The 25088-nt window shown below is 73.2% G+C and carries 23 protein-coding genes; 6 read left to right on the top strand and 17 right to left on the bottom strand.

What is annotated here, in order from left to right:
• Position 1: 1 nt before the first annotated feature.
• The 4 genes from hemC to AC0665_RS31075 all read right to left on the bottom strand — a co-directional run bounded on the left by hemC (position 2) and on the right by AC0665_RS31075 (position 4645).
• On the bottom strand, positions 2–937 hold the full coding sequence (hemC, locus tag AC0665_RS31090) for a hydroxymethylbilane synthase (protein WP_478610549.1): 936 nt from the start codon (positions 935–937) through the stop codon (positions 2–4).
• Between the two features lie 223 nt (positions 938–1160).
• The gene (locus tag AC0665_RS31085; protein WP_468413728.1) at positions 1161–1934 is read right to left on the bottom strand and encodes an NPP1 family protein; all 774 of its coding nucleotides are present in this window, start codon (positions 1932–1934) and stop codon (positions 1161–1163) included.
• Between the two features lie 142 nt (positions 1935–2076).
• A complete protein-coding gene (gene ligD, locus AC0665_RS31080) occupies positions 2077–3057 on the bottom strand; it encodes a non-homologous end-joining DNA ligase (RefSeq protein WP_478610547.1) in 981 nt (326 codons plus the stop codon).
• Between the two features lie 430 nt (positions 3058–3487).
• Positions 3488–4645: an MFS transporter gene (locus AC0665_RS31075; RefSeq protein ID WP_478610567.1), complete on the bottom strand. Its 1158-nt coding sequence runs from the start codon at positions 4643–4645 to the stop codon at positions 3488–3490.
• 90 nt (positions 4646–4735) lie between these two features.
• Between AC0665_RS31075 and AC0665_RS31070 the strand changes: the two genes are divergently transcribed.
• The 4 genes from AC0665_RS31070 to AC0665_RS31055 all read left to right on the top strand — a co-directional run bounded on the left by AC0665_RS31070 (position 4736) and on the right by AC0665_RS31055 (position 8796).
• A complete protein-coding gene (locus tag AC0665_RS31070) occupies positions 4736–5497 on the top strand; it encodes a helix-turn-helix transcriptional regulator (RefSeq protein ID WP_366053337.1) in 762 nt (253 codons plus the stop codon).
• Between the two features lie 50 nt (positions 5498–5547).
• Complete coding sequence (locus AC0665_RS31065) at positions 5548–5928, top strand: DoxX family protein (protein WP_468413732.1); 381 nt, start codon at positions 5548–5550, stop codon at positions 5926–5928.
• Entirely contained in the window at positions 5925–6392 is a 468-nt protein-coding gene (locus AC0665_RS31060; protein WP_468413734.1) for a peroxiredoxin, read from the top strand. Before AC0665_RS31065 ends, AC0665_RS31060 begins: the two co-directional genes overlap by 4 nt.
• A 61-nt stretch (positions 6393–6453) precedes the next feature.
• Positions 6454–8796, top strand: coding sequence for a SpoIIE family protein phosphatase (locus AC0665_RS31055; RefSeq protein WP_478610545.1), 2343 nt, complete (start codon positions 6454–6456; stop codon positions 8794–8796).
• 9 nt (positions 8797–8805) lie between these two features.
• Here AC0665_RS31055 and AC0665_RS31050 read toward each other — a convergent pair whose 3' ends face one another.
• Positions 8806–9420, bottom strand: coding sequence for a DNA polymerase ligase N-terminal domain-containing protein (locus AC0665_RS31050; RefSeq protein WP_478610544.1), 615 nt, complete (start codon positions 9418–9420; stop codon positions 8806–8808).
• 38 nt (positions 9421–9458) lie between these two features.
• Positions 9459–10289, bottom strand: a complete 831-nt coding sequence (locus AC0665_RS31045; RefSeq protein ID WP_478610542.1) for an aldo/keto reductase — start codon at positions 10287–10289, stop codon at positions 9459–9461.
• Positions 10290–10396: 107 nt separating this feature from the next.
• Here AC0665_RS31045 and AC0665_RS31040 point away from each other — a divergent pair, with 107 nt between their 5' ends.
• On the top strand, positions 10397–11461 hold the full coding sequence (locus AC0665_RS31040) for a LacI family DNA-binding transcriptional regulator (RefSeq protein WP_468639498.1): 1065 nt from the start codon (positions 10397–10399) through the stop codon (positions 11459–11461).
• Here the strand turns inward: AC0665_RS31040 and AC0665_RS31035 are convergent.
• The 4 genes from AC0665_RS31035 to AC0665_RS31020 are packed head-to-tail and all read right to left on the bottom strand — an operon-like array spanning position 11424 to position 16031.
• Positions 11424–12800 carry a glycoside hydrolase family 32 protein gene (locus AC0665_RS31035; RefSeq protein ID WP_478610541.1) on the bottom strand — a complete coding sequence of 459 codons (1377 nt, stop codon included), beginning with the start codon at positions 12798–12800 and terminating at the stop codon, positions 11424–11426. The genes AC0665_RS31040 and AC0665_RS31035 overlap by 38 nt on opposite strands.
• A complete protein-coding gene (locus AC0665_RS31030) occupies positions 12797–13651 on the bottom strand; it encodes a carbohydrate ABC transporter permease (RefSeq protein ID WP_468639369.1) in 855 nt (284 codons plus the stop codon). Before AC0665_RS31030 ends, AC0665_RS31035 begins: the two co-directional genes overlap by 4 nt.
• A 17-nt stretch (positions 13652–13668) precedes the next feature.
• Positions 13669–14625, bottom strand: coding sequence for a carbohydrate ABC transporter permease (locus tag AC0665_RS31025; protein ID WP_478610537.1), 957 nt, complete (start codon positions 14623–14625; stop codon positions 13669–13671).
• Positions 14622–16031 (bottom strand): extracellular solute-binding protein, encoded by a 1410-nt coding sequence (locus AC0665_RS31020; RefSeq protein WP_478706269.1) that lies wholly within the window; start codon positions 16029–16031, stop codon positions 14622–14624. Before AC0665_RS31020 ends, AC0665_RS31025 begins: the two co-directional genes overlap by 4 nt.
• Before the next feature lie 276 nt (positions 16032–16307).
• Here AC0665_RS31020 and AC0665_RS31015 point away from each other — a divergent pair, with 276 nt between their 5' ends.
• A complete protein-coding gene (locus AC0665_RS31015; RefSeq protein WP_478706268.1) occupies positions 16308–17282 on the top strand; it encodes a TauD/TfdA dioxygenase family protein in 975 nt (324 codons plus the stop codon).
• A gap of 59 nt (positions 17283–17341) precedes the next feature.
• On the opposite strand, the gene AC0665_RS31010 is transcribed toward AC0665_RS31015, so the two are convergent.
• The 7 genes from AC0665_RS31010 to AC0665_RS30980 all read right to left on the bottom strand — a co-directional run bounded on the left by AC0665_RS31010 (position 17342) and on the right by AC0665_RS30980 (position 24975).
• Complete coding sequence (locus tag AC0665_RS31010; RefSeq protein ID WP_478706267.1) at positions 17342–19207, bottom strand: ABC transporter ATP-binding protein; 1866 nt, start codon at positions 19205–19207, stop codon at positions 17342–17344.
• Positions 19204–19641, bottom strand: a complete 438-nt coding sequence (locus AC0665_RS31005) for a lasso peptide biosynthesis B2 protein (RefSeq protein WP_478706266.1) — start codon at positions 19639–19641, stop codon at positions 19204–19206. The genes AC0665_RS31010 and AC0665_RS31005 overlap by 4 nt, the downstream gene beginning before the upstream one ends.
• Positions 19638–19892, bottom strand: coding sequence for a lasso peptide biosynthesis PqqD family chaperone (locus tag AC0665_RS31000; protein ID WP_478706265.1), 255 nt, complete (start codon positions 19890–19892; stop codon positions 19638–19640). The genes AC0665_RS31005 and AC0665_RS31000 overlap by 4 nt, the downstream gene beginning before the upstream one ends.
• 34 nt (positions 19893–19926) lie before the next feature.
• Positions 19927–21771, bottom strand: coding sequence for a lasso peptide isopeptide bond-forming cyclase (locus tag AC0665_RS30995; RefSeq protein ID WP_478706264.1), 1845 nt, complete (start codon positions 21769–21771; stop codon positions 19927–19929).
• 26 nt (positions 21772–21797) lie between these two features.
• A complete protein-coding gene (locus AC0665_RS30990; protein WP_107047813.1) occupies positions 21798–21908 on the bottom strand; it encodes a keywimysin-related RiPP in 111 nt (36 codons plus the stop codon).
• Between the two features lie 432 nt (positions 21909–22340).
• The gene (locus AC0665_RS30985; protein ID WP_478706263.1) at positions 22341–23369 is read right to left on the bottom strand and encodes an LLM class flavin-dependent oxidoreductase; all 1029 of its coding nucleotides are present in this window, start codon (positions 23367–23369) and stop codon (positions 22341–22343) included.
• 100 nt (positions 23370–23469) lie between these two features.
• On the bottom strand, positions 23470–24975 hold the full coding sequence (locus tag AC0665_RS30980; RefSeq protein ID WP_478706262.1) for a metallophosphoesterase family protein: 1506 nt from the start codon (positions 24973–24975) through the stop codon (positions 23470–23472).
• Between the last annotated feature and the right edge of the window lie 113 nt (positions 24976–25088).

Here is a 25088-nt window from a genome sequence, read left to right as displayed (position 1 = left end):
GTCAGTGCGGGATGCCGTCGATGATCTCGCGGGCGCCCTGACGCAGCAGGGCCACGGCGACCGAGGTCCCGAGCGTGGCGGGGTCCAGCCTGCCCGCCCACTCGTGGGCGTTGAGCCGGGTCTTGCCGTCCGGGGTGAACACGCAGGCGCGAAGGGACAGTTCACCGCTGCGATCCACCTGTGCGAACCCGGCGATGGGGCTGTTGCAGTGCCCCTGGAGCACATGCAGGAACATGCGCTCGGCGGTGGTCTCCCGATGGGTGTCCGGGTCGCCCAGACCGCTCACGGCGTCGATCAGCGCGGTGTCGTCCTCGCGACACTGGAGGGCCAGCACCCCGGCGCCGATGGGCGGCATCATCGTCTCGGTCGACAGGATCTCGCTGATCACGTCCTCGCGGCCGATGCGCTCGAGGCCCGAGACCGCGAGCAGCAGCGCGTCCGCCTCGCCCGCGGCCAGCTTCGCCAGACGCCGGTTGGCGTTGCCCCGGAACGGCACGCACTCCAGGTGGGGATGGGTGGCGGCCAGTTGGGCGACGCGGCGCACCGAGGACGTGCCGATCCGCGTCCCGGGCGGCAGCTCGTCCAGGGTGAGCCCGCCCGGGTGGATGAGGGCGTCACGGATGTCGTCCCGCTTCAGGAACGCGGCGAACACCGTGCCCGCCGGGAGTGGCCGGTCGGCGGGTACGTCCTTCACGCAGTGCACGGCGAGGTCGGCCTCGCCGGCCAGCAGCGCCGCGTCGACCTCCTTGGTGAACGCGCCCTTGCCCTCGACCTGGGAGAGATCGCCCATCCACTTGTCGCCGGTGGTCTTCACCGGGACGACCTCGGTGCGCACTCCGGGGTGGGCGGCGGCCAACTCGACCCGGACGCGCTCCACCTGGGCGAGGGCCATGGGGGAGTCGCGGGAGACGATGCGAATCAGTTCGGGGACGGACATGCGGACACGATAGACCCTCACGCGGGGGTGTTCGTCCCCTTCCTCGTCCGACGACCCCGCACCGAGCGTCAGTTCGTGCCAGCCTGCTCGGCTCGCCGTGTGTGCCGTGGGTGGCGTAGCGGTGGGTCGCGGCCCGGACCGGTTCGGTGAGGCGGTCGTCGGGCGCGGGGGCGGAGGCCGGACCCGGTCGGAGGCCTACGCCCTCCGACCGGGTCTCACGACGTCAGGCGTAGGGGTCGAAGGAGATGCCGGACGGCTTGGCCGCCGCGAGGTGGTTGGCGAAGTTGGCGTCCTTCAGGCCGAAGTTGGCGCTGCCGAAGTCGTACGACGTGAGCTTGTCGCGCACTCCGGCCGGGTAGCCGTTCCAGCCGACCAGCGCCGGGTACTGCCAGGTGTGCTCGTGGTTCTCCGGCGGCTCGTCGTTGGAGTTGGCCGCGCGGAAGCAGTGCGTGCGGACGCCGTCCTTGTGGTAGACGACCTTCGCGTGCGTGCCGTCGAAGCGGATCGCGGACGCCGCGTGCACGGTGAACCCGCCGTGGTTGGACGTCGAGACGTACTTGACCTGGTTGTCCTGCACGAACACCGCGACGTGCTCGAAGTCGTGCCGGTGGCCGCCGATGCCGCTGCCGGCCACGGCCTGGTCCTTCTCGAAGTAGAGGGCGTACAGGATGGCGCACCAGCCGTTGTTGCACTTGGAGCGCGCGTAGCCATTGGTGTTGTCGAGGTCGGAGGCGTCCCGGCAGTTGCCGTTCAGGGCGCCGGTCGGCTTCAGTCCGCCGTTGACGGTCCCGTCCGGGCCGATCGCGGGCGTGGAGTAGCAGCCGTCGGTGTCGTAGTCGTAGGCGGGCTGGTACGTCTGCTCCAGCGCGTCCGCGCGGGCCGGCAGTGCCGACGGCGGTGCCGCGAAGGCGGTGGCCGGGAAGGCCAGGACGAGAGCGGCGGCACCGGCCGCTCCGGTGAGCCATCTCCTGCGGTGGGCGAACGGGCGTGACGACACTGCGTCCTCCTTGGTCCGGGCGCAGCCCAACGGCTGTGGGGGAAAGGGAGGTTCAGCTTCCAGGGTGAACGCGTCCATGCCAAGAGGGATGGAGGATCTCAACGGTGAATCGCGGCCCAACAATCGGGGGCCGGCCGTCGATTCAGACCAGGTCGTCCGGGATGTCGGCCGCCGCCTCCTCGGGCTCGAGGTCCGGCCGGAGCCGCAGCCAGGACGGCTGCCGCAGCAGCCCCTCCCGGGTGCGGGTGCTGTAGCGGACCTCGCCCACCAGGCGGGGCACCACCCAGTGCGCCCCGGGAGCGCGCGGCGCGGGGTCGAAGGGGCAGGCGTCGGTCGCGGCGGCCCTCAGCAGCCCGGCCAGTTCCGTGCGTTCGGCCTCGCTCCAGCCGGTGCCCACACTCCCGACGTAACGCAGCCGCCCCGCGGCACGCTGCCCGACCAGGACGGCGCCCGGCAGACCGGTGAGCCGCCCCTTGCCGGGCTGCCAGCCGCCGACCAGGACGTCCTCGGTGCGCATGTTGCGGATCTTGATCCAGGCCCGGGAGCGCACCCCCGGCTCGTACACCGAGTCCAGCCGCTTGCAGACCAGGCCCTCCAGGCCGTGTTCCCGGGTGGCGCGCAGGGCCTCGGCGCCATGGCCCACCAGCGCGCGCGGCGTCGACCACGAAGGCCCGGTGAGCCCGAGGTCCTCCAGCGCCGCACGGCGCCGCGTGTAGGGGAGCCGGAGGAGGGACCGGTCCTGAAGGTGCATCAGGTCGAACAGCACGAGGTGGACGGGTACGTCCGCCGCCCGTCGCGCGGCCCTGGCGGGTGCGTGGGCCAGGCCCATGCGAGATTGCAGCAACTGGAAGCTGGCGCGGCCCTGTTCGTCCAGGGCCATGACCTCTCCGTCCAGTACGGCGGGTGTGGTACCGAGGGCGGTGCCCAGGGGCCCGAGCTCCGGGTAGGCGGCCGTGATGTCGTCCCCGGAGCGGGCGCGCAGCAGCACGCTGCCGTCGCCGGGCAGGTAGACCACCACACGCTGGCCGTCCTGCTTGGTCTCATAGGCCCACCGGCCGTCCTGCGCGGCGGGCGGCAGGGTTCCGGACGTGGCGAGCATGGGCGGGATCAGCGGCAGGTCCACGGGTGAGGTGTCGACGCACCGGCGGGCCGTCACGCGTGTTCGCGGCCTGTTTCCCCTGAACGGCGCCCCGGTCTTCCGCTCGGCCGGGGCCGAACCGACCTTGCCGTCCCGCCGGGCCACGGTGCGTGACCTCGGGGCGGTGACCGGTCGCCGGGCAGGGCCACCTCGCGGGCACGGCCGTACGATCCGCCGCGGCACGCACCCCGCTGTGCCGTCACCACCCGGCCACCCGGCTTCGCATGCCTGCCGGACCGTGACGCCACCCGCTTCCCATGTGCGCCGCACGGTGACGCCACCGCCTCGACGCCGCGCCGGCGTCGCGCGCCCGGGCACCAGCCGTCAGAAGCCGGGCAGGCACCCGGCGCGTCCGCCCGCGGAGCCGCGAACAACCGCCCCCCGCGGCGGTCCCGCGAGTGCCCGCCCCGCCAGGTCACCGCGTGACCGGGTTCTGCGGATCCGTCCGTTCGACGGCCACCGCTGCCGGTGGTGCGGGCTCGCGCAGCCCGCACAGCAGGAGCCGGCCCAGCGCGGGCAGCGCGATGAGGGGCAGCAGGGACGTACGGAGGGTCGTCGCGTCGGCCAGGGCTCCCAGCGCCGGGGCCGCCAGACCGCCGACGCTCACCGTCAGGCCCAGGGTGACCCCGCTCGCGGTGCCCACCCGGCGGGGCAGGAAGTCCTGGCCCAGCGTGATGTGCAGGGAGAACGGCACGTACAGACCGGCCGACGTCAGTGCCACGAACAGGTACACCGGGGGTCCGGGCACCAGGACCAGACCGGCGACGGCCAGGACCGTCAGGGCGTACGACCGGCGCACCACGACCGTCCGCCCGTACCGCTCCGCCAGCCGGCCCCCGGCCAGCGTGCCGATGGCGCCGCCGGCGTAGAGCACGCACAGGGCCGCCGTGCCGGCCACCTCACCGCCGCCCGCACGCTCCCGTACGAACAGGGAGACGAACGTGCTCAGGCCGACGAAGACCACGGAGCGGCAGACCACCGCGCCGGACAGCCGCAGGAACGACCCCCAGTCGTCCTCGCCGACGGCGGCGGACGCGCCCGCGCTCCTGGCGCCGGAGCCGGCCGAGCGCACGGCCGCCGCACACAGCGCCGCCCCCACCAGGGCCGGGACGAACAGCAGGGGAGAGGCGCGCAGACCGCCCGTGGCCACCACGGCGAAGACCAGCAGGGGCGCGAGGGCGAAGCCGGCGTTGCCGCCGAAGGAGAACCAGCCCATCCCCGTGTGCCGGCCGTGCGCGACGGCCCGCGCCACCCGGGCGGCCTCCGGATGGTAGGCCGCCACGCCCACCCCCGACACCGCCACCACCGCCAGGGTCAGCGCGTAGGACCCGGTCACCCCGCTCAGGGCGACACCCGCCCCTGCCGCCAGCGCGCTCAGCGGCAGCAGCCACGGCATCGCCCACCGGTCGGTGAGCACCCCGAACAGCGGCTGCACCAGCGAGGACAGCAGCGACGCGGCCAGGACGACACCCGAAGCGGCGGCATAGGAGTAGGCGCGCTCGGCGACGAAGTACGGCACCAGGGCGGCCACGGCACCCTGGTAGACGTCCACGCAGGCGTGCCCGAGAGACATCAGGGCCACGGATCGGTCGTTTCTCGAAGCGGTCACCCGGCGATCGTCGTCCGCGGGAGCCCTGGCCCGCTTCCGATAATCTGCCGGACCGTGCCGAACATCCGCCATTCCCCCACGGCGCCGACCCGCGCCCAGCGGCTGGCCGCCGGCGACCGCATCGACGCGCACCGGCACGACGACCACCAGATCGTCTACGCGGGCGCGGGCGTCGTCGCCGTCACCACCGACGCCGGCACCTGGTTCGCGCCAGGCACCCGCGCCATCTGGATCCCCGCCGGTACCGTGCACGCCCATCGCGCCCACGGACGGCTCGACCTGCACCTGGTCGGCCTGCCCGCCGCCGACAACCCCCTCGGCCTTGACCACCCGGCCGTCCTCGCCGTCAGCCCGCTGCTGCGCGAGCTGATCCTCGCCTACACCCGCGACCCCCGCGACGACGGCCCCGAGCGCCGCCGTCTGCGCGCCGTCCTGCGCGACCAGCTCCGCATCTCGCCCCAGCAGCCGTTGCGCCTGCCCACCCCCGCCGATCCGCGCCTGGCCGCCGTCTGCGCGCTCGTGCACGCCGACCCGGCCGACGCGCGGACCCTCGCCGAGCTCGGCGCCGCGACCGGGGCTGGGGAGCGGACCCTGAGCCGCCTCTTCCGCGCCGAGTTCGGCATGACGTTCCCGCAGTGGCGGACCCAGTCGCGGCTCTACCACGCCCTGCGGATGCTGGCCGACGGCCTGCCCGTCACCACCGTCGCCCACCGCTGCGGCTGGTCCTCCGCCAGCGCCTTCATCGACGTCTTCCGCCGCGCCTTCGGCTACACGCCGGGCCGTCATCACCGGCGCTCCACGGACCCGGCGGACTGACCGCTCTACCGACCGGTAATAATGCGCGGCAGGCCTTCAGAGGAGGAACCGTGCCCCGGTCCGAACGCTCGCCCCTGCTGCTCGCCGGCCTGCTGGCCGCCGCGGGAGCCGCCCACTTCGCCACCCCACGCCCGTTCGACGCGACCATTCCGCGCGGCCTGCCCGGCACGCCCAGGGCATGGACCTACGCGAGCGGCGCCGCCGAACTGGCACTGGCCGCCGGCCTGGCGCTGCCGCGCACCCGCAGGACGGCCGCACTGGCCACCGCGGCCTTCTTCGTCGGCGTGTTCCCCGCCAACGTCAAGATGGCCGCCGACTGGCGCCACCGCCCCACACCGCAGAAGGCCGCCGCGTTCGGGCGCCTGCCGCTCCAGGTGCCCCTGGTGCTCTGGGCCCGCGGCGTCGCCCGGAACGCGAAGGACGCCTCGTGACCGCCCGCGTGGAGACCGGCGACACGGTCGAGGACTTCGCCCTGCCCGACGAGACCGGCACGGTCCGCACCCTGTCCGGGCTGCTCGCCGACGGGCCGGTCGTGCTGTTCTTCTACCCGGCCGCCCTGACCCCCGGCTGCACCGCCCAGGCCTGCCACTTCCGCGACCTCGCCGCCGAGTTCGCCGCCGTCGGAGCCCGCCCGGTCGGCATCAGCGGCGACGCCGTCGAGCGGCAGCAGGAGTTCGCCGGACGGCACGGTCTCGGCATGCCGCTGCTGTCCGACACCGACGGCGCGGTCCGCGAGCGGTTCGGAGTGACGCGCGGCTTCTCCCTGGCACCCACCAAGCGCACCACCTTCGTCATCTCGCAGGACCGCACCGTCCTCGACGTCGTACGCAGCGAACTGCGCATGAACGCGCACGCGGACCGGGCCCTCGCGGCGCTGCGCGCCCACCGGTCCTGACCCCAGTCACGAATGACGCGTCGCGGTTGATGAAGCGCCGCAAAGGGATAATCCTGGACGAATGGAGGATGCCTCCGCTGCTGCGATCATCGACGCCCGCGGCATGCTGACGGGGTGGAGCGAGGGCGCCCGGCGGCTCACCGGCTACTCGGCCGACGAGGCCGTGGGCCGTGCCGCACGGGAGCTGCTCGGCGAGGCCGTGCCGCCCGAGGCGGTGACCGCGCGGTCCGGCACCGTCATGGTGCGCCACCGCGACGGCTACCTGGTCGGGCTCCGCGTCACCGGCTGCGCCGTGACGGGTCCCGACGGCCGGCCCTCCGGCTATGTGCTCACCGCGGCTCCGCCCGGCCGCGCGGAGACCTCCTTGGCGGGCCGCGCCTTCCAGCAGGCGTCCATGTCGATGTCCGTCTTCGACAAAGACCAGCGTTATCTGCGGCTCAACGACGCCGCCTGCCACGTGATGGGCGTGTCCGAGGAGACCCTGCTCGGCCGGCACTTCCCGGAGACCGTGGAGGAGGCGGAGCACAGCCGCGGCTTCGACTGGCACCTGCGGCACGTCGTCGAGACCGGCCGCCCGCTGCGCTACGAGAGCTACACCGGCGCACCGGCCCTCAACCGGGAACACGCCTGGGTCACCGAGATGTGGCCGGTGCGGGACGCGAACGGCGCGCTCGTGGGAACCGCCCTGGCCGCGTTCGACAGCACCGAGCAGTACTGGGCGCGCCAGCGCCTGGCCCTGCTCAACGAGGCCGCGGCCGCGATCGGCACCACCCTGGACGTGGTCCGCACGGCCGAGGAGCTGATCGAGGTCATGGTGCCCCGGTTCGCGGACTTCGCGAGCGTGGACCTGTTCGACTGGGTCCTCGGCGCGGACGAGGCACCGACGGCGTCGGCCGCGGAGATCACGCTGCGCCGGGTCGCCCACGGCTCCGTCACCGAGGGCACCCCGGAGGCGGCCGTCCATCTGGGGGAGGTGGACGTCTACCCCTCGTTCTCCCCGATCGCGCGGGCCATGCGCGAAGGCCGGGCCGTCCTCAGCCAGGCCGGGGAGCCGGCCTTCATGCGCTGGGTCGCCGAGCGCAACACCCGCGCCCCCCAGGGACGCCCCTACCGCAAGGGCGTCCACTCGATGATGGCCGTACCGCTGCGCGCCCGCGGCACCACCCTGGGCGTCGCCGTGGCCGTGCGCGTCGCACAGCCCGACGACTACGCCGACGACGACGCCGTCTTCGCCGAGGAACTCGCCAGCCGGGCCGCGGTCTGCGTCGACAACGCCCGCCGCTTCGCCCGGGAACGCACCACCGCGCTGGCCCTCCAGCACAGCCTGCTGCCCAGGGGCCTGCCCGGCCAGGCCGCGGTCGAGGTCGCCCACCGCTACCTGCCGTCCGGCTCGGCGGCCGGTATCGGCGGCGACTGGTTCGACGTCATCCCGCTCTCCGGCAGCCGGGTCGCGCTGGTCGTCGGGGACGTGGTGGGCCACGGCATCCCCTCCACGGCGACCATGGGCCGGCTGGTCACGGCCGTGCGCACCCTCGCCGACGTGGACCTGCCGCCGGACGAGCTCCTCACGCACCTCGACGACCTGGTCACCCACCTGGCGGCGGACGACGAGGGCGAGGAGGTCGCCGAGCTCGGCGCGACCTGCCTGTACGCCGTCTACGACCCCGTCACACGCCGCCTGAACCTGGCCGCCGCCGGTCATCCCGCCCCCGCCCTGGTACTGCCCGACGGATCGGCCCGGCTCGTCCCCATGAGCGCGGGCCCGCCGCTGGGCGTGGGCGGCCTGCCGTTCGAGGCGACGGAGCTCCAACTGCCCGAGGGCTCCGTCGTCGCCCTCTACACCGACGGGCTCGTCGAGGACCGCGACCGGGACGTCGACCACGCCACCGGCGAGCTGTGCCGGTCCCTGACCGTGCCGGCGGATTCGCTGGACGCCCTGTGCGACACCGTGCTGAAGGCCGTCCTGCCCGAGGAGCCCGGCGACGACGTGGCCCTGCTGCTGGCCCGTACCCGGGCGCTGGGCGCCGACCAGGTCGCCACCTGGGACGTCACCCCCGACCCCGCGCAGGTGGCAGCCACCCGGCAGGCCGCCACCGACCAGCTCACCGCATGGGGCCTGGACGAGACGGCCTTCGTCACCGAACTGGTCGTGAGCGAACTCGTCACCAACGCCATCCGCTACGGCGCCCCGCCCATCCAGCTCCGCCTGATCCGCGACCAGACCCTGATCTGCGAGGTGTCCGACGGCAGCTCCACCTCACCGCACCTGCGGCGGGCGCACCAGGACGACGAGGGCGGCCGGGGCCTGCTGCTGGTCGCCCAGCTCACCCAGCGCTGGGGCAGCCGGCAGACCACCCGGGGCAAGACGATCTGGTGCGAACAGTCCCTCACACCGCTGTTCTGAACGGCCGGCTCACTCCCCGGCGGCGTCCGCGGCCACCTGGGCGAGCGTGCGGCCGGACGTGGCCGAACGGGCCCGGCGGGGATCGGGGGCCCCGCGGGCGCCGGCCCCGCCTCCGGCCCGTCTCACGAGCAGCCAGGCCTCCTCGCCGGCACCGCCGCTACCGCCGCGGAACCGGGTCAGCGCGTACGCGCCGCGCAGTTTCGCACCCTTCAGCCGGAAGGTGGCGTGGCCGCGTTCCAGGGACTCCGCGAAGTCGACCGGACGGCCCTCGCGGTCGTGGCTCAGCGGCTCGTACGGGCCGTGGTCCCAGACGATGACCGTGCCGCCGCCGTACTCGCCGCGGGGGATCACCCCCTCGAACTCCTCGTACTCCAGAGGATGGTCCTCCGTGGGCACGGCCAGCCGCTTGTCCTTCGGGTCCGCCGAGGGGCCCTTGGGGACCGACCAGGACTTCAGCACGTCGTCCACCTGCAACCGGAAGTCGAAGTGCATCGTGCTCGCGTCGTGGATCTGCACCACGAAGCGTGGCTCGTCCCCGTCCCGAGCGCCACGGCCCCGGGGTTCGCCGGTCCGGTCGAAGTCGCGCTTGCCGCGGTAGTCCCGCAGCCGGTCCCGATCGGCCACCTGCGGCTCCTTCCTGCTCGCGGTGCGCCGGGTACCCGTCAGAACTCCTCGTGCACCTCGGGGTCCCCGCCCACCCGCCGGTGCGCCCGCCCGGCGACGGCCCGCATCTCCTCCTCGCTCAGCTCGAAGCCGAAGACGTCCAGGTTGGCGCGCTGGCGCTCGGGGCTCGCCGACTTCGGGACGGGCACCGCCCCCAGCTGGGTGTGCCAGCGCAGCACGACCTGCCCCGCCGACACCCCGTGCGCCTCGGCGATCCGCGCCACGGCGGGGTCCTCCAGCAGGGCGGTGCCCCGGCCGAGCGGGCTCCAGCTCTCGGTGACGATGCCCTTGCCCGCGTGGAAGGCGCGCAGGTCCTCCTGGGGCCAGAAGGGGTGCAGCTCGATCTGGTTGACGCAGGGCAGCACCCCGGTCTCCTCCTCCAGCCGCTCGATGTGCCCGGCGGTGAAGCTGGAGACGCCGATGGACCTGACAAGCCCCTCCTCGCGCAGTGTGACCATGGCCTTCCAGGAGTCGACGTAGCGGTCCACGCGCGGCAGCGGCCAGTGGATCAGGTACAGGTCGACGTACTCCAGGCCCAGGCGCGCCCGGGACTCCTCGAAGGAGGCGAGGGTCTCCTCGTAGCCGTGGTGCCGGCCCGGGAGCTTCGTCGTCACGACGATCTCCTCGCGGGGCACCACCCCGGTGGCCACCGCGCGGCCCACCCCCGCCTCGTTGCGGTAGTTGGCCGCCGTGTCGATCAGGCGGTAGCCCGCCTCCAGGGCCGTGAGCACCGCCTGCTGTGCCTCGTCGTCGCCGAGCGGCCAGGTGCCCAGACCCAGGGCGGGGAGCGTCGTACCGTCGTTGAGCGTGTGTGCCGGGATGCTGATCACCGTCGGACCTTCCCGTCGGGGTGCGGGGACTGTGTCGTCCCTCCAGCGTCACGGATAGGGTGAGCAATGATCAACCGGACAGGTGGGGGATGAGGACGGCGGACGGCATGGGCAGCGCCGAGGAGAGGCCGGTGGCGGGGTCGGGACGGCCCACCTCGCGGGACGTGGCACGGCTCGCCGGCGTGTCGCACACCGCCGTGTCCTTCGTGTTCAACGGCCGCGCCGCCGGCAACCTCTCGCCCGCCACCCAGGAACGCATCCGGCAGGCCGCCGCCCGGCTCGGCTACCGCCCCGACCCCGTCGCCCGCGGTCTGCGCCGCAGCCGTACGGCCGTGATCGGGCTGGTCACCGACGAGATCGCCTCCTCGCCGTTCGCGGGGCGGCTGCTGCGCGGCGCGATGGACACCGCCTGGGCCGGTGAGCACCTGGTCCTCACCGTCGACTCCGGCGGCGACCCGGCCAAGGAGGACGCGGCCGTCGCCGAACTCCTCGACCGGCGCGTCGACGGCATCATCTACGCCGCCATGTCCCTGCGCAGGGTCCGGGTCCCCGAGGGCCTGCACCGCACCCACTCCGTCCTGGCCAACTGCCTGCCGCAGGACGACTCGCTGCCCGCCGTCATCCCCGCCGAGCGCGCCGGCGGCCGTACGGCGGCCCGGCTGCTACTGGAGCAGGGCCACCGGCGGGTCGCGCTCGTCGGCGGGCAGGACGACATCGCCTCGGTGGAACGGCTGCGGGGCTTCCGCGACGCGCTGCGCGCCGAGGGCGTCACCGTGCCCCGGAACTGGGTGGTCCGTACCGGCGGGGAGATCTCCGGCGGCTACGAGGGCGCCACGCGCCTGCTCGACGGCACCCCGCCCGAGCTCAGGCCGACCGGGATCTTCGCCTACAACGACCGGGTCGCGGCAGGCGTCCTGCACGCCGCGACCCGGCTCGGCATCACCGTCCCCGGCGACCTGTCGGTGGTGGGCTACGACGACCAGGAACACATGGCCGCCCACCTCGCACCGCCCCTCACCACCGTCGCACTGCCCCACCGGGCGATGGGGGAGGCCGCCGCGCGGCTGCTCCTGGACTCCATCGCCACGGGCCGCACCCCGCCCGCCACGGTGCGGCGCCTGGCCTGCCCGGTGATCAGCCGCGCGTCGGTGGGACCAGCGCCCATCCCGTGACGGACGCACCGGACGTCACGCGCAACTCCCGTGTGTCGTCGGCTCGTTCGTAGACGCGCTCGGTGATCGTGGCGCGGTCGCCGACGAACAGCTCGTACAGCGAGCCGTCGACGAGGACACGCACCGTGAGCTCCGAGCCGGGCGGCACGCGGACCACCACGGGCCGCGCCGCCTCCTTGCGCGGCCAGTCCCCCCGGTCCAGAGTCACGGTGCCCTCGCCCGGATCCAGACGCACCGTCAGCTCGGCGCCCGAAGCCGACCTCAGCAGGCTCACCGTGGTGTGCCCGCGGGCCCCGACCGTCAGGTCGTACGCGGCCGGCAGGGCGGCCCGCCCCGGGGCGGTCACGAACGGCTCGGCGGCCCGCAGCCGGTCCAGCTCCGGCGCCGGCTCCACCCGCAGCGCCCCGTCCGGATGGACGTCGACGACCCGAGGAACGGTGAGGACCCCGGCCCAGTCGGCCTCGCCCTGCTCGCGGGCCTCCCACGACCAGCCCCACAGCAGGGCGCGGTCCGGCTCCTGGAGCACGGCCGGGGCGTAGAAGTCGCGTCCGTGGTCGAGCAGGCCGCCCGCGCGGGCGGTGAAGCGCAGGTCGGCGTCCAGACGGCCCGTGAGGTAGCCGGTGGTCCACGGGTGGCCGTCCCACAGCGACACCACCAGCACCCACTCGCCGCCTTGCGTGGCGTACAGCTGCGGACACTCCCAGCCCGTCGCCCGGCCGCCGAACGCGGCCCGGGCCGCCTGGTCGTGACCGTCCAGCAGGACGCCCGCGAACCGCCACCCGGCCAGGTCGTCACAGTCGTAGAGGAGGACCGACGGAGTGCCGTCGGCGTGGCCCGCGCCGACCAGCGCCCAGCGCCGTCCCTCGTGCCGGAAGACGAACGGGTCGCGGAACATCACCACGTCCAGGCCGTCCGGCGGGCCCGTGACCACCGGCGTGGGCAGGGGGGTCCACTCGGCCAGCGCCGGGTCGTCCGGGTCCGCCGCCCGTGCCAGGCAGATCGCGCCGAGGCCGGTGTGGTGCCGGTCGACACCGGTGTAGACGGCCGTCGGCACGCCCGCGTCGTCGACCACGCACCCCGACCAGCAGCCCGCCTCGTCCGGGCCGCCCGGGGTCGGGGCGAGGGCGATCGGATGGTGCTCCCAGTGGGCGAGGTCCGGGCTGGAGACATGGCCCCAGTGGACGTCGGCGTGCACCGGAGCGTGCGGGTTGTGCTGGTAGAAGAGGTGATGACGGCCGCGCCAGTGGAAGGGCCCGTTGGGGTCGTTCATCCAGTTGGCGGGCGGACGGACCCGGAAGCGCGGGGCGTGCGGGTCCTGCCTTGGAGCGGCGAGGCTCAACGGTTGACTCCTGCGGACGTGATGCCCTCACGCAGAGGGCGCTGGCCGACGACGAACACGGCGACGGCGGGGATCATGGAGAGGACGACACCGGCGAGGACGACCGAGACGGATCCGGTGCCGAGGTTGCCCTGGAGGGAGACCAGTCCCAGCGGCAACGTGTAGTTCTGGCCCGACGTCTCCAGGATCAGCGGCCGGAAGAACTCGTTCCAGTGGTAGTTGAAGGCCAGGACACCGACGATCGCGAGGCCGGGCGCGGCCAGCGGGGCGTACACGGACCGGAAGGTCCGCCAGGGCCCGGCCCCGTCCAGCATCGCCGCCTCGCCCAGATCCTTGGGCATGCCGAGGAAGTACTGACGCATCAGGAACGTGCCGAAGGCGGTCGGGAACGCCGGGATGATCAGTCCGAGCAGGGTGTCGGTCAGGCTCATCGACTTCAGCACCAGGAACACCGGCACGATGGTGACCTGCAACGGCACCATCATCGTCGCCAGCACCAGGCCGAACAGGGGCTTCTTGAAGCGGAACTCCAGTCGGGCGAAGGCGTAGCCGGCCAGGCCCGCCGTGATCATCTGACCGACCGCGATCAGGCCCGTGACCAGGGTGGAGTTCAGCGCCAGCAGCCAGACGTCGATCTGGTCGAAGACCCCGCGGTAGGCCTCGGCGGAGGGGTGGGACGGGATGAGCTGCGGCGGCAGGTCGAACGCCTCGGCAGGGGTGCGCAGCGAGGTGGAGACCGTCCACACCACCGGCCCGAGCGTGAGCAGCGCGCACACGGCGAGTCCGGCGATCCGCGCCCACGGCGCGAGCCCGTGCCGCACACGGCTGGAGGACAGGGTTGCTTGGCTCATGGGAAGACTCACCCGGCTCACTGGTAGTGGACGAAACGCCGGCTGAGCCGGAACTGCAGGGCCGTGACGGCCATGATCAGCACGAACAGCAGCACACCCACCGCCGATGCCGCACCGAAGCGCAGCTGCTCGAACGCCGTCTCGTAGATGACCATCACGACCGTGCGGGTGGAGTCGCCGGGGCCGCCGTCGGTGAGGACGTACGGCTGCTCGAAGACCTGGAGGGCGTTGATGATGCCGACGACCGAGGCGACCAGCAGCGTCGGCGAGAGCAGGGGCAGGGTGATGCCGAGGTGCTTGCGCAGGCCAGTCGCGCCGTCGAGGGCGGCGGCCTCGTGGATCTCCTTGGGGATGTTGTTCAGGCCACCGACGAACAGCAGGAAAGAAAAGCCGAACTGCTGCCAGACGTAGACCAGGACCACCGTCGCCATCGCCGCGTTCTCCGACGTCAGCCACGGCACCGGCGCGATGCCGACGAAGCCCAGCAGCCAGTTGACCACCCCGAAGTCCTGGTTGAACAGGTACTTCATCACCACCGAGATCGACGCGGCGGACAGCACCAGCGGGAAGAAGAAGGCCGAGCGGAACACCGACCGCAGCCACACCGGCATGCGCCCGTTCAGCGTCAGCGCGAGGGCCAGCGCGACGAGCAGTTGCAGCGCCACCGCGAGCACCATGAACACCAGCGTGTTGCGGAAGGAGACCAGCACGGTCTCGTCGCCGAACACCTCGCCGTAGTTGGAGAGTCCGGCGTAGGACGGTGAGTCGATGACGTTCCAGTGGAAGAAGCTCAGGACCACCGAGCCGATGATGGGCACGACCGTGAAGACCACGATCCCGACGATCGTCGGGGCCAGGAACAGGGTCGCCAGCAGGCGGGTGCCGCGGTCACGGGCCGAGGGCCCCTTCGCCGCCGGGGCGGGCGGGGCCGCGGGGCGTTCGGCACGGGCGGGGGGTATCCGGGTGTCCGTCATACGTCACGCTCCATGGCCTTCTCCAGATCGCCCTGCATCCGGCGCAGCGCGGGACGCACCGAGCGCGGGGAGGCCAGGGCCGTGCCGGTGTGCTTCAGCAGCACCTGCTCGACCTCGGCGACCTGCGGCGGCGCCGGGATCGGTCCGGTGTCGGGGAACCGGTCGAGGGTGTCGTAGAAGACCGGCCAGTGCGCCGGGCCGGTCTTCGCGTAGCGGCCGGCGGTGAGCAGGGAGCGGCGGGCCGGGGTCGTCTGGTTCGTGCTGAACAGCTTCTCCAGGGTGTCCCTGCGGGCGGCGTACTTGATGAACTCCCACGCCTCGTCCTGCATCTTCGAGGTGCGCAGCAGCGCGTAGCCCGCCGCTCCGTACTGCATGCGCTGGGTGCGCCAGCGCGGGAAGTACTGGACGTCGAAGCCGTCCCGCTCCATGCCGGCCAGGTGCAGTCCGCCCGCCCAGAAGCCGCCCGCCGGGGTGACGCCGACCCGGCCGGTGGAGAACACGCCGATGAGGTTCTGGCCGTTGCCGCCCTCTGGGCGGGTGCACAGGCCCTCCTGGACGAGGGAGGCGAGATAGTCGTAGACCTCCTCCACCCGCTCGTGCGAGGCCTGCGGCGTCGTCCAGCGGAAGCCGCCGCCGCGGCCCTCGCGCTGTGCGGCCGGGTAGAAGCCGTCCCACAGCCAGGCGCCGCCGGGCGCCTTGGACTCGGTGAGCAGGTTGGTGTCGTTCGCGAACAGCCAGGGCACCACGCCGCCCCACAGCCGGTTGGTCCAGAAGTAGGGCGTGAAGCGGGAGCCGCTCGACCTCTTCATGTCCCGCAGCAGCGCCGTGAAGTCGTCCCGGGTCCAGTCGGCCGGCGGGTAGTCCGCGCCCGCCCGGCGCAGGACCTGGTGGTTGAGGTACATGTCGGCCGCGTTGAACTCCACCGGGAGCTGGTAGAGGCTGCCCTCGTACATCATCGACTCCACCAGCGAGGGGTGGACATCGGCGAAGTACTCCTTGAGCTCGGCCGCGTCCCGCCTGACCCACCGGTCCAGGGCCACGCCGAGGCGCTGCGCGAACAGCTGCACGCCTTCGGTGGCGACGTAGACGAGGTCGGGGGCGGTGCCCGCGGCGACCTGGGTGAGGATCTTCGCGAAGAAGTCCGACCAGTCCACGGCCTGCACCGCGTTGATCCGGAGCTTGATGTCGGGGTGCAGCTCGGCGAAGCCCTGCCGGAGCGTGTGGATGGCCTCCGGCCCGTAGGCGGGGCCCAGCGTGGCGACGACGAGGGAGCCGTCGTCCCGGCCGGGCAGGTCGGCTCCGGTGAGCCGGTCCCAGCTCGCGGCGGTGCCGGCCAGGGCGGCGGCCCCCGCGCCATAGGCGCCGTACCGCAGCAGGGCGCGGCGGGTGAGGTGCGAGTCGGTCATCGTATGTGGGGCCTAACTCGTGTTAGCCGTGGATTGATGCCCCAGATGATGTGAGGGCGCGGCGGAGCTGTCAAGGCGTTCGGGCGCTTGACCTTTAACGAGTTAGGTCAGAAAGTTCTGAGGCCATGAGCCGCCGTTGCCCGAGTGAGGGACGAGGTGTCGGGCCACGCCAGCCCCGCCGTCTCGACCGGCTCGTCACGGCGTGGTCGACCTCGGCGGAGATCACTGTCACGATCTTCGGGAAGGCCGGACCACGTCACGATCAGCGGAGTGCTCATGACGACGGACAGCGGGACCACGGACGAGGCGGCGCGGAAGGCCGGGGTGGAGGTGAAACCGGTCGCCGGGTACATCGGGGCCGAGATCGGCGGCGTCGATCTCGCCGGGGATCTCGACGACGCCGTGGTCGCCGCGATCAGGGCGGCGGTGCTGCGGTGGAAGGTGGTCTTCTTCCGTGGCCAACGGCTGGACCACGCCGGGCATGTGGCGTTCGCGCGGCGCTTCGGGGAGACCGTGGTGCTGCCCCGGCGGGGCAAGGCCTCGCCCGCCGGCTTCCCGGAGGTCGAGACGACCGCCGACCGGCTGGAACTGGGCGGGCGGTTCGGGATGGAGCACGACGAGTGGCTGCGCAGGCGCCGCCACACCCTGCTGCGCGGCTGGCACTGCGACCACGGTGCCCGCATCGACCCGCCCGCCGCGACGATCCTGCGGGCGGAGACCGTCCCGCCCTACGGCGGCGACACGACCTGGGCGAATCTGGCGGCGGCGTACGCCGGACTCTCGGCCCCGCTGCGGCAGTTCGTGGACGGGCTGCGCGCCGAGCACCGGCTCGGGGTCGGCTACCAGTCCCGGCCGGGCGACGACGCGTACGTCCGGCACCTGCTGGACCGGCAGGTCGCCTCACTGCATCCGCTGGTGCGGGTGCACCCCGAGACGGGCGAACGGATCCTCTACGTCAACGGCTACTACGTCGAGCAGATCGCCGGCCTCTCCCGGCCCGAGAGCGGCGCGATCCTGGAGATGCTGCTGGAGCAGGCGGTCCGGCCCGAGTACACGGTCCGCTTCCGCTGGGAGCCCGGCAGCGTGGCGTTCTGGGACAACCGGGCCACCATGCACCTGGCCCCGGGGGACACCGCCCACCTCGACCATCCGCGGATCATGCACCGAGTGATGCTCGTCGGGGACGTGCCCGTGGGCGTGGACGGCAGGCCGTCGGAGCCGGTCACCGGGACCGAGCCGGGCCGCTGGTGACCGCACTCGGTTGTCCCGGGGTGCCGGCCGCTCATCGGTGACATCGGTGAACGCGGCCGTCACCCGCTCCGGGGCTCCCCACCCGGCCGGAGCATCTGGCTCGCGGCCAGTTCGCGGTAGAGGGGACTGCCGGCCAGCAAGTCCTCGTGCCGTCCGCCGGCCGCCGTGCGGCCGTCCTGGAGCACCACGATGTGGTCGGCGTGCTGCACGGTGGACAGACGGTGGGCGATGACCAGCAGGGCGCACTCCTGGGCGACGTCCTTCATCACGGTGGTGAGGGCCGATTCGTTGATCGCGTCGAGGTGCGAGGTGGGCTCGTCCAGCAGCAGCAGAGCGGGCCGGGCCAGCAACGCCCGGGCGAGGGCGACACGTTGACGTTCGCCTCCGGAGAGGTTGCAGCCGTGCTCGCCGATGACGGCGGCCAGGCCCCCGGGCAGCCGGTCGACGACCTCTTCGAGCCGGGCCAGTTCGACGACGCGCCGGATCTCCGCCTCCGTGGCGTCGGGCACGGCGTAGGTGATGTTGTCCCGCAGGGTGCCGTGGACCACGTGGGTGTTCTGGTCGACGACGGCGATGCCCCGGCGGCACTCGCCGCGCGTGAGTGCGGTCGCCGGCCGCCCGTCGAAGAGCAAGGTGCCCGCATCCGGCTCGTAGAACCTCGCGACCAGGGCGAACACCGTGCTCTTGCCGGCCCCGGACGGGCCCACCAGGGCCACCTGCCGACGCTGCGGCACGGTGAACGAGACCCCGCGCAGCACCGGGCGCTCGGGGTCGTAGCCGAAGTGGAGGTCCTCCAGGGCGAGCACGGGCTGTCCGCGCGTCCCGGACGGTCCGGCCGGCCGCGGTGCGGATACGCGGTCCGCCGCATCCGGGGGAGCGGTGGGTTCCACGGGGAGGCGGAGGGCCTCGTCGATGCGCTGGTAGGCGCCCATCCCGCGCTGGATGAGGCCCACCGAGCGAAAGACGGACGACAGCGGCAGGACGAGGTACGAGGCGTACAGCAGGAACGCGACGAGATCACCGAGGGAGCCGGCGTGCCCGCCGACGCGCAGGCCGCCGACGACCAGGACGATGAGAAAGGAGCCCTGCACGGCGAGTTCGACGGCGGAGCTCATCACGGAGGCGAGCTTGGCGGTGCGCACCCCCGCGTCGTGGGCGGCGTCCACCCGGGCGCCGATGCCGGCCGCCTCCCGCTCCTCGGCCCGGTGCACACGGACCATCGGCAGGGCGCTCAGGGCGCGTTCGAGGTCGGCGGCCACGGCACCGACCGAACCCTGCATGTGTTCGGAGGCGTTCCTGATCCCCGTGAGCAGCGAAGCGACCACCACGGCCGCCGCCGCCACGGTCACGACGACGAGCACCAGCAGCAGGGGGTCCAGCCACGCCATGAGGGCGATCGCCCCGGCCGCGACCAGGCTTCCGGTCACGAGATCGACCAGCGCCTGGGAGACGACCTCGCGCAGCAAGGTGGTGTCGGCGGTCACGCGGGAGATGAGGTCACCGCCGCGATGGCGGTCGTACTCGCTCATCTCCAGGCGGAGCAGCCGGCCCACCAGCCCGTGCCGGAGCTGGCGTACGACGCCTTCGCCCATCCGCTCCAGGAGGAAGCGCCCCGCCGCTCCCGTGACCGCCTCGACGACGAACAGCGTGCCCAGGAGGGCCAGCAGCGGCCAGATGACCTGTCCGCGGCCGCTCGCGTCCACGACCTGCTTGGCGACCAGCGGCTGGGCCAGCCCCAGGGCGGATCCGGCCAGGGTCAGCACGCCGGCGACGGCGATGGCGCTCCGATGCCCGGCGGTGAGCCGGTACATCGTGGCCACCGCCGCCAGGGTGGACCTGTCGGTGGCGGCGGGCTTGCCGGCGGCGGACTCCTCGGTTCCGGCGATCGCCGTCCGGCCGCCGCGCGGGGCCGTCGCCCCGGTCATCGGCCCTCAGGCCCCGGCACCGGGGCCACGGTCACCAGCCGGGCGAAGTAACCCTGCGGGACGCCCTCGCCGACGGGACGGCCCTCGGCCTCGACCCAGGCGTGCGCGGTGAAGGGCGGGGTGACCCGCACGCCGGTGCACCAGGTCGGCCATGTTCCGCCGATCCGGCACAGCAGTGCCGCTCCCAGGGAGCGCGGCAGGCACCCCTTCGGCCCGGCGCAGCGCAGGCTGACGGCGCACATGGCGTCGCGCGCGTTCTGGGCCTGCGCGGTGGTCGCCGGTGCGGCGCCGCGCCGCAGGACGCCGAGCACGGCCCGGATGTGGCGGGGCGGCAGCAGAGCGAGGGCGACGGCGGGGAACAGGACCAGGCGGGCGGTCAGGCGCCGGGCCAGGGGCACACCGGTCGGCCGCTCCAGCGCGCTGGGCGTCGTCATGAGGCGAGCCCCGACTCGCGCAGCCCGCGGACGAGCGTCTCGACGTCCTGAAGGGCTTGCGCCCGGTCGATGTCGAACTCCCGGACCAGGGCGGCGGCCGCGTCCGACTCCTCGCCGCCGTCCAGCAGCGTCCGTACCACCAGGGTGGCCGTCGGGTTCAACTCCCAGTAGGAACCGGCCTGTTCGTCCAGCAGAACCGTGCCGTAGTCGGTCTCGGCCGTGGAGATGTCGGCGCCGAACCGCAGGGGCATGTGAGGGCCTTTCTGACGTGTCTGACGGGGGCGGTCAAGGTTGTGGGACACGGGCGCGGCCCAGTCCGCGCAGCCATACCTCCGCGGCGATCGTGGAGTAGAGGATGGCGTCGGAGAGCCCCGGGGAGGCGGGCCGGCGGGCGAGGCGGCGGAGCTCGGCGCCGTCCACCAGGCCCAGTTCCGCGAGACGTGAGTCCTCCCACAGGGCCAGCAGGTCGGCACGGTGCTCGCGCAGGCCGTTGGAGGCGTCCATGGAGGCGGTGGCCTTGTTGCTGCGTCGCAGGCACTCCTCGGGCACGATCCCGCGCATCGCGGCGCTCAGCACGGGCTTGTACCGCCAGGGCGTGACGCGCTCGGCCGGACGCACGGTCAGGCACGCCTCGATGACGCGGTCGTCCAGGAAGGGGGAGGCCATCGGCAGCCCGGCGCGGGCGGCCATCCGGTCCCACTGCCGGATGACGCGGGAGCACGAGCGGATCTGCTCCAGGTCGGTGTGCAGCCCACGGTCCGGATGCAGCGGGGTGGCCGTCGCCGCCGCTTCGAGGATCGCCCGGCGGGCCAGCCGTTCGGCCTCGGGCGTCACCCAGTCGAACAGGCGCGGGGTCATGCCCCAGCCGAGGCCCGTCGCGACGGACGGGGGCAACGGGCCACGCAGATCACCGGCGGCGTCGGCGAGCCACCTCCGGTACGGCCGCGCGTCGGCGAGAGCGCGCAGCGTGCCGGCGAGCGGCCATTGCCACAGCGCCCGGAATCCGCGCAACTGGCGCAGGGCGAACAGCGGACGGGTGCGCAGCAGCCGGTGGCAGTACGCCTCGGAGCACCAGGCCACGTGGTCGCCGCCGATGCCGGTCAGATGCAGCCGGCTGCCGCGTGCCGCGAGACCCGGCAGGTGGTGCAGGACCCGGGAACGGTCCATCACGCCGATGGTGGGTTCGTCGAGAAGGTCGTCGATGCCGAGCAGGTCCTCGTAGACCAGCGGCGAGGCGTCGGCGTCCCAGACCACGTGCTCGACGTCCGGCAGGTGGCCCATCGCCCGCTCGGCCCAGGACAGGTCGGTGTCCGCCGGATCGCGCCCCGGCCACGTACTGGCCACCACGCGGGCGGGGGAGCGGTCGGCCAGGAAGCAGACGGAGGTGGAGTCGAGGCCCCCGGACAGGTCGCAGCTCACCACGCCGCCCTGCCGGGTCCGCGCGCCGACGGCCTCCTCAAGTGCCGTCCGGATCAGGGGAGCCGCATCGCCGAGCGGCCGGACCGGCTCCGGCGGTGTCCACCAGCGCGTGTGTCGTACGGTGCGCCCGTCCGCGGCGACCACGACGGCGCACTGTGGGGGAACGGCGGTGACCGCACGCCACATCGACGTCTCGAACAACGGGTAGGGAGCGGGCCACAGCAGCCTGACGGCCAGTTCCTCCACGTCGGGCTCCGAGCCCAGGACGCCGGCCAGGGTGTCGGCACGGGTCGCGGCCACGCGCACGCCGTCGATCTCCGCGTGGAAGACGAGCCGTAGCCCCGAGGCCGTGCCCTGCACCCTGATCCGGCCGTCGAGGGCGGCGACGAGGTGGAAACTGCCGGGGAGGGACCGGGCCAGCGCGTCGAGTTCCGCGAGATCACGCAACCGCGCCGCACGGCGCTGGAGTTCGTCGGCGTCGATCGGACAGCAGCCGACGACGGCGAGAGAGGCGCCGCGGACGGCCGCCGTGACGATCTCGTCGTCGTGCCAGTGGCCGACCAGCCAGGGCCGGCCCGACGCATGCGGGAGGGTCCGGCTTCCGGGGCGGGCGAAGGAGCGGGCCGCGGCGGCCGCGTCCGCACGGTCGGTGAAGACCGCGAAGTGCGCGTCGCCGGGGCCCGTCCCCGCACTTTCGTGCAGTTCAGTCATGACGTCGGGTCAAGGACCGTCGGTCGTCAGTTCTTGCTCAGGATCAGCCGGTCGTTGCCGGAGCGCTGGAGGAGCCCCGTCTCCTTCCGGAACGTGCCGAGCCGGACGAGCGTCGGTGCCTCGTATGCCTTCTTCACGACTACTCCTCACGTACAGGTGTACCTCCGCCACCCTGACCGATGGCCTTGGGGCCGGCCCATGTGTCGTCGGTCGGCGCCGGGCTCATCGGGAACCCGGGCCGGGAAGCGGACGCATCACTAGCTAGCTGCAGAGCGTGAGATCGAGGCAAGAGCCTTCGCGAAGCTCGGATAATATGCAAAAGTCGACTCTCTTGGGTCATACGTCGACTCTCGTTCTGCCGGCGCAGACGCGGACCGACGGCTCGGCGTGGGTGCGCACTGGTGCGCATGAACGTTTCGACTTGCGCCTCCGGCAGATGCTCACGGCACCTGCCGGACCGGTCCCGACGGCCGCCCGGGTGGGCGCCGCCGGGGCGCACTTCACGCGCACGCCGTGCTCCCCTTCACCGGGAGACAAGAGATTTTCCGCCCGGCAGGACACCGGCAGGTCTAGGTGCCGGGCCGCCATCCCAGTGCCGGGCCCAGCTCGGTCGCCATGTCGGTGAGGATCTGCACGTAGTCCTCGTGCTCGAAGGAGAAGGGCAGGGCGAACGCCACCTCGTCCACTTCCCGGAACGCGGCGTGCGCGTGCAGCCGTTCGGCGATCTCAGCCGAGGACCCCACCAGGTCCGGCGCGAACAACAGCCGTGCCGGTCCCTGCGGCGCCGCCGTGCGGGGAGTGCGCTGCGCGGCGTACTCCTCGTAGCGGGCCCGCTGCTCGGGGGACGCGGAGTCCGTGGGGATGACGACCAGGCCCTGCGAGACCCGGGCGGCCTCGCCGTCCGGGTGGGCGGCGCGGAAGGCGCGGATCTGGGCGAGCTGGACTTCCGCGAAGTCGTAGGGGCCCTCGGGTGCCGCGGTCTTCACGACGCTGCTGGTGAGGAGGTTCATGCCGTGTTCGCCGGCCCAGCGTGCCGAGCGCAGGCTGCCGCCGCCGTACCAGAGGCGGCTTCCCAGGCCGGGGGAGTGCGGTTGCACGCGGTCCGAGAAGACCTCGAAACCCTCGACCCCTTCGAAGTCCGTCGCCGGCTCGCCCCGCACGAAGTCCAGCAGCCGCTCCACCCGGGCGTACCCGAAGTCCTCGGCGTCGGCCGTGTCCGGGTACAGCGCCCCCTTCACCCGGTCGAAGTGCATCGGCGGGCCCACGCTCACCCCGGGGTTGAGCCGGCCGCCCGACAGCAGATCGACGGTGGCCAGGTCCTCCGCCAGCCGCAGCGGGTTCTCCCAGCCCAGCGGGATGACCGCCGTGCCCAGCTCGATCCGGCGCGTGCGCTGTGAGGCCGCGGACAGGACGGCGACCGGGGAGGAGATGCCGTACTGGAGGTGCCGGTGGCGCACCCACGCGCTGTCGAAGCCGAGCCGCTCGCCCAGCTCGATGATCTCCAGCGTCGACTCGTGGCCCGGGCGCGGGTTCGCCGCGTCGAACAGCCCGATCGTCAGGAAACCCAGCTTGCGCAGGGGGCGTGGGGTCGGTGGCACGGGCCCTCCTTCATTGAACCTTCAATGGCCTATGGAGGTGCCAACCGGACCGCGGACCACCCTGTTCCCGTACCGGCCATGCCGTTCCGGTGCCGCCCGGTCAGCGCAGCGGGATCGTCACCTCGTCCTCGACGGGCGGGGCGATCTCCTGTGCCCGGTTGCCGGTCGCCGCGTAGCAGCGCAGCCGGACCGACTCGGGCGAGACGTCCAGACGCAGGAAGGACTTGAAGAACGGCGGGCTGTACGTCGCAGAGCCGGGCGAGAACAACGACGTGTAGATCTTCCGCACGGGCAGCCGGAACCGCCTGGCCCGGTCGGGGCGGCGGCCGGTGCCGAGCAACGCGGCGACCATGCGGACGCGCCGGGTGACCCGGGTCGAGGCGTCCGGGGTGCGGGTGGGCCTGATGCCGAGGCGCTCGGCGATCACCGCCGTCGCCTCGGCCTCGGTGAGCGTGAAGAAACGGGGCATCCGCAGCCTGCGGCCGTAGAGCCGGCTGTAGAAGGCGAGGGAGTCGCCGCGCAGCGGGTAGCAGCGGAAGTCCTGCTCGGTGACGCCCGCGACGTCGACGCGGGGGATCGTGTGGGTGGCGTGCGTGAACGCGCCGCCCCCGCCCGCCACGACGTACTGAAGTGTGCGTCCGTCCTCCAGCGGCACCGGATAACGCTGGTAGTTGTGGATGTCGCCGCCGATGGCCGCCACGTAGTGGTGGTCCGGGTCGCGGACGACGGCGTCGACGGTCCCGCCCCCTTCGATGGCGCACGGGTGGTGCCGGCCGTCCACGTACAGGGGCGAGCCGGTGACCAGGATCTTGGGACGCCGGCCCCGGGAGACCTCGCGCAGCCAGGCGCCCTGTTCGGCGTCGAGGGTGCCGAGCAGACCCGTGTCGATCCCGACGATCCGCACCGGACCGGCGTCGATCGCCCAGTACGGCCCCGGCTGGACGGCCTGTTGTGCGGGGGCGGAGCGCAGGGCGCGTGCCTCGGCCAGGTGCCGGCCGTCGTCCGGGCGGGGCCGGTGCCACAGCAGTGACCTCAGCCAGGCCCGGGTGAGCGGGCGGGGCCGGGGCTCGGGCGGCAGGGGAGGGGCGTCGTCGCAGAAGACGCGCATGAAACCGCCGAGGTCCTCGTACCAGTCGTGGTTGCCGGGCACCGCGTAGATCGGCGCCTGGTAATCCCGGTACGGGCGGAAGAACTTGGGGCCGTAGTCGTCCGCGCTGCCCACCGGGTAGATCACGTCGCTGGCCAGCACGGCGAAGCGGGTGTCCTGACCGACCGTCAGCAGGCCCGGTACGACGGCGTACTGGGGATCGTCGCCCTCGCCGGTGTCGCCGATGACCAGGAAGGAGAACCGGTCCGGGTCGTCGCGCTTGATCACCTTGTCGGCAGGTGCGCCGGCGGCCGCCCGCTGCGCCACCCACCGGCCGCGCGTCCGGCCGACGGGATCCCCGAGCCAGGAGGCCAGCACGCCGTTGCGGGCGATCCACAGCATCCGGGGGTTCAGCCAGGAGATCTTCCCGGGCTTCGGCGGCATCAGCCGCTGATACGCGCCCCGTTCGGTGGAACCCCAGCCGGCGCCTTCGGCGGTATCGCGTGAGGAGTCAGACACCGGGGCACCGTAACAAGGGAGGCAGACCCCGCCCGCAGGCGGCCTTCCGCACGCCTCACGCGTGGGTGCGGCCGTGCTCACGCCCCGAAGGGCGGGACCGCACAACGGAGTTG

This window comes from Streptomyces sp. NPDC043685, assembly GCF_056436585.1.
Note: the sequence above shows the minus strand (reverse complement) of the source record. Positions and strands in the feature narration are given on the sequence as shown.

Excerpts from the sequence above, each read along its gene's own strand:
- AC0665_RS31010 (WP_478706267.1), bottom strand. The coding sequence starts at position 19,207 with ATGACCGGGGCGACGGCCCCGCGCGGCGGCCGGACGGCGATCGCCGGA.
- AC0665_RS31015 (WP_478706268.1), top strand. The coding sequence starts at position 16,308 with ATGACGACGGACAGCGGGACCACGGACGAGGCGGCGCGGAAGGCCGGG.
- AC0665_RS31020 (WP_478706269.1), bottom strand. The coding sequence starts at position 16,031 with ATGACCGACTCGCACCTCACCCGCCGCGCCCTGCTGCGGTACGGCGCC.
- hemC (WP_478610549.1), bottom strand. The coding sequence starts at position 937 with ATGTCCGTCCCCGAACTGATTCGCATCGTCTCCCGCGACTCCCCCATG.
- AC0665_RS31040 (WP_468639498.1), top strand. The coding sequence starts at position 10,397 with ATGGGCAGCGCCGAGGAGAGGCCGGTGGCGGGGTCGGGACGGCCCACC.
- AC0665_RS31025 (WP_478610537.1), bottom strand. The coding sequence starts at position 14,625 with ATGACGGACACCCGGATACCCCCCGCCCGTGCCGAACGCCCCGCGGCC.
- AC0665_RS31030 (WP_468639369.1), bottom strand. The coding sequence starts at position 13,651 with ATGAGCCAAGCAACCCTGTCCTCCAGCCGTGTGCGGCACGGGCTCGCG.
- AC0665_RS31005 (WP_478706266.1), bottom strand. The coding sequence starts at position 19,641 with ATGACGACGCCCAGCGCGCTGGAGCGGCCGACCGGTGTGCCCCTGGCC.
- AC0665_RS31055 (WP_478610545.1), top strand. The coding sequence starts at position 6,454 with ATGGAGGATGCCTCCGCTGCTGCGATCATCGACGCCCGCGGCATGCTG.
- AC0665_RS31075 (WP_478610567.1), bottom strand. The coding sequence starts at position 4,645 with ATGTCTCTCGGGCACGCCTGCGTGGACGTCTACCAGGGTGCCGTGGCC.
- AC0665_RS30995 (WP_478706264.1), bottom strand. The coding sequence starts at position 21,771 with ATGACTGAACTGCACGAAAGTGCGGGGACGGGCCCCGGCGACGCGCAC.
- AC0665_RS31000 (WP_478706265.1), bottom strand. The coding sequence starts at position 19,892 with ATGCCCCTGCGGTTCGGCGCCGACATCTCCACGGCCGAGACCGACTAC.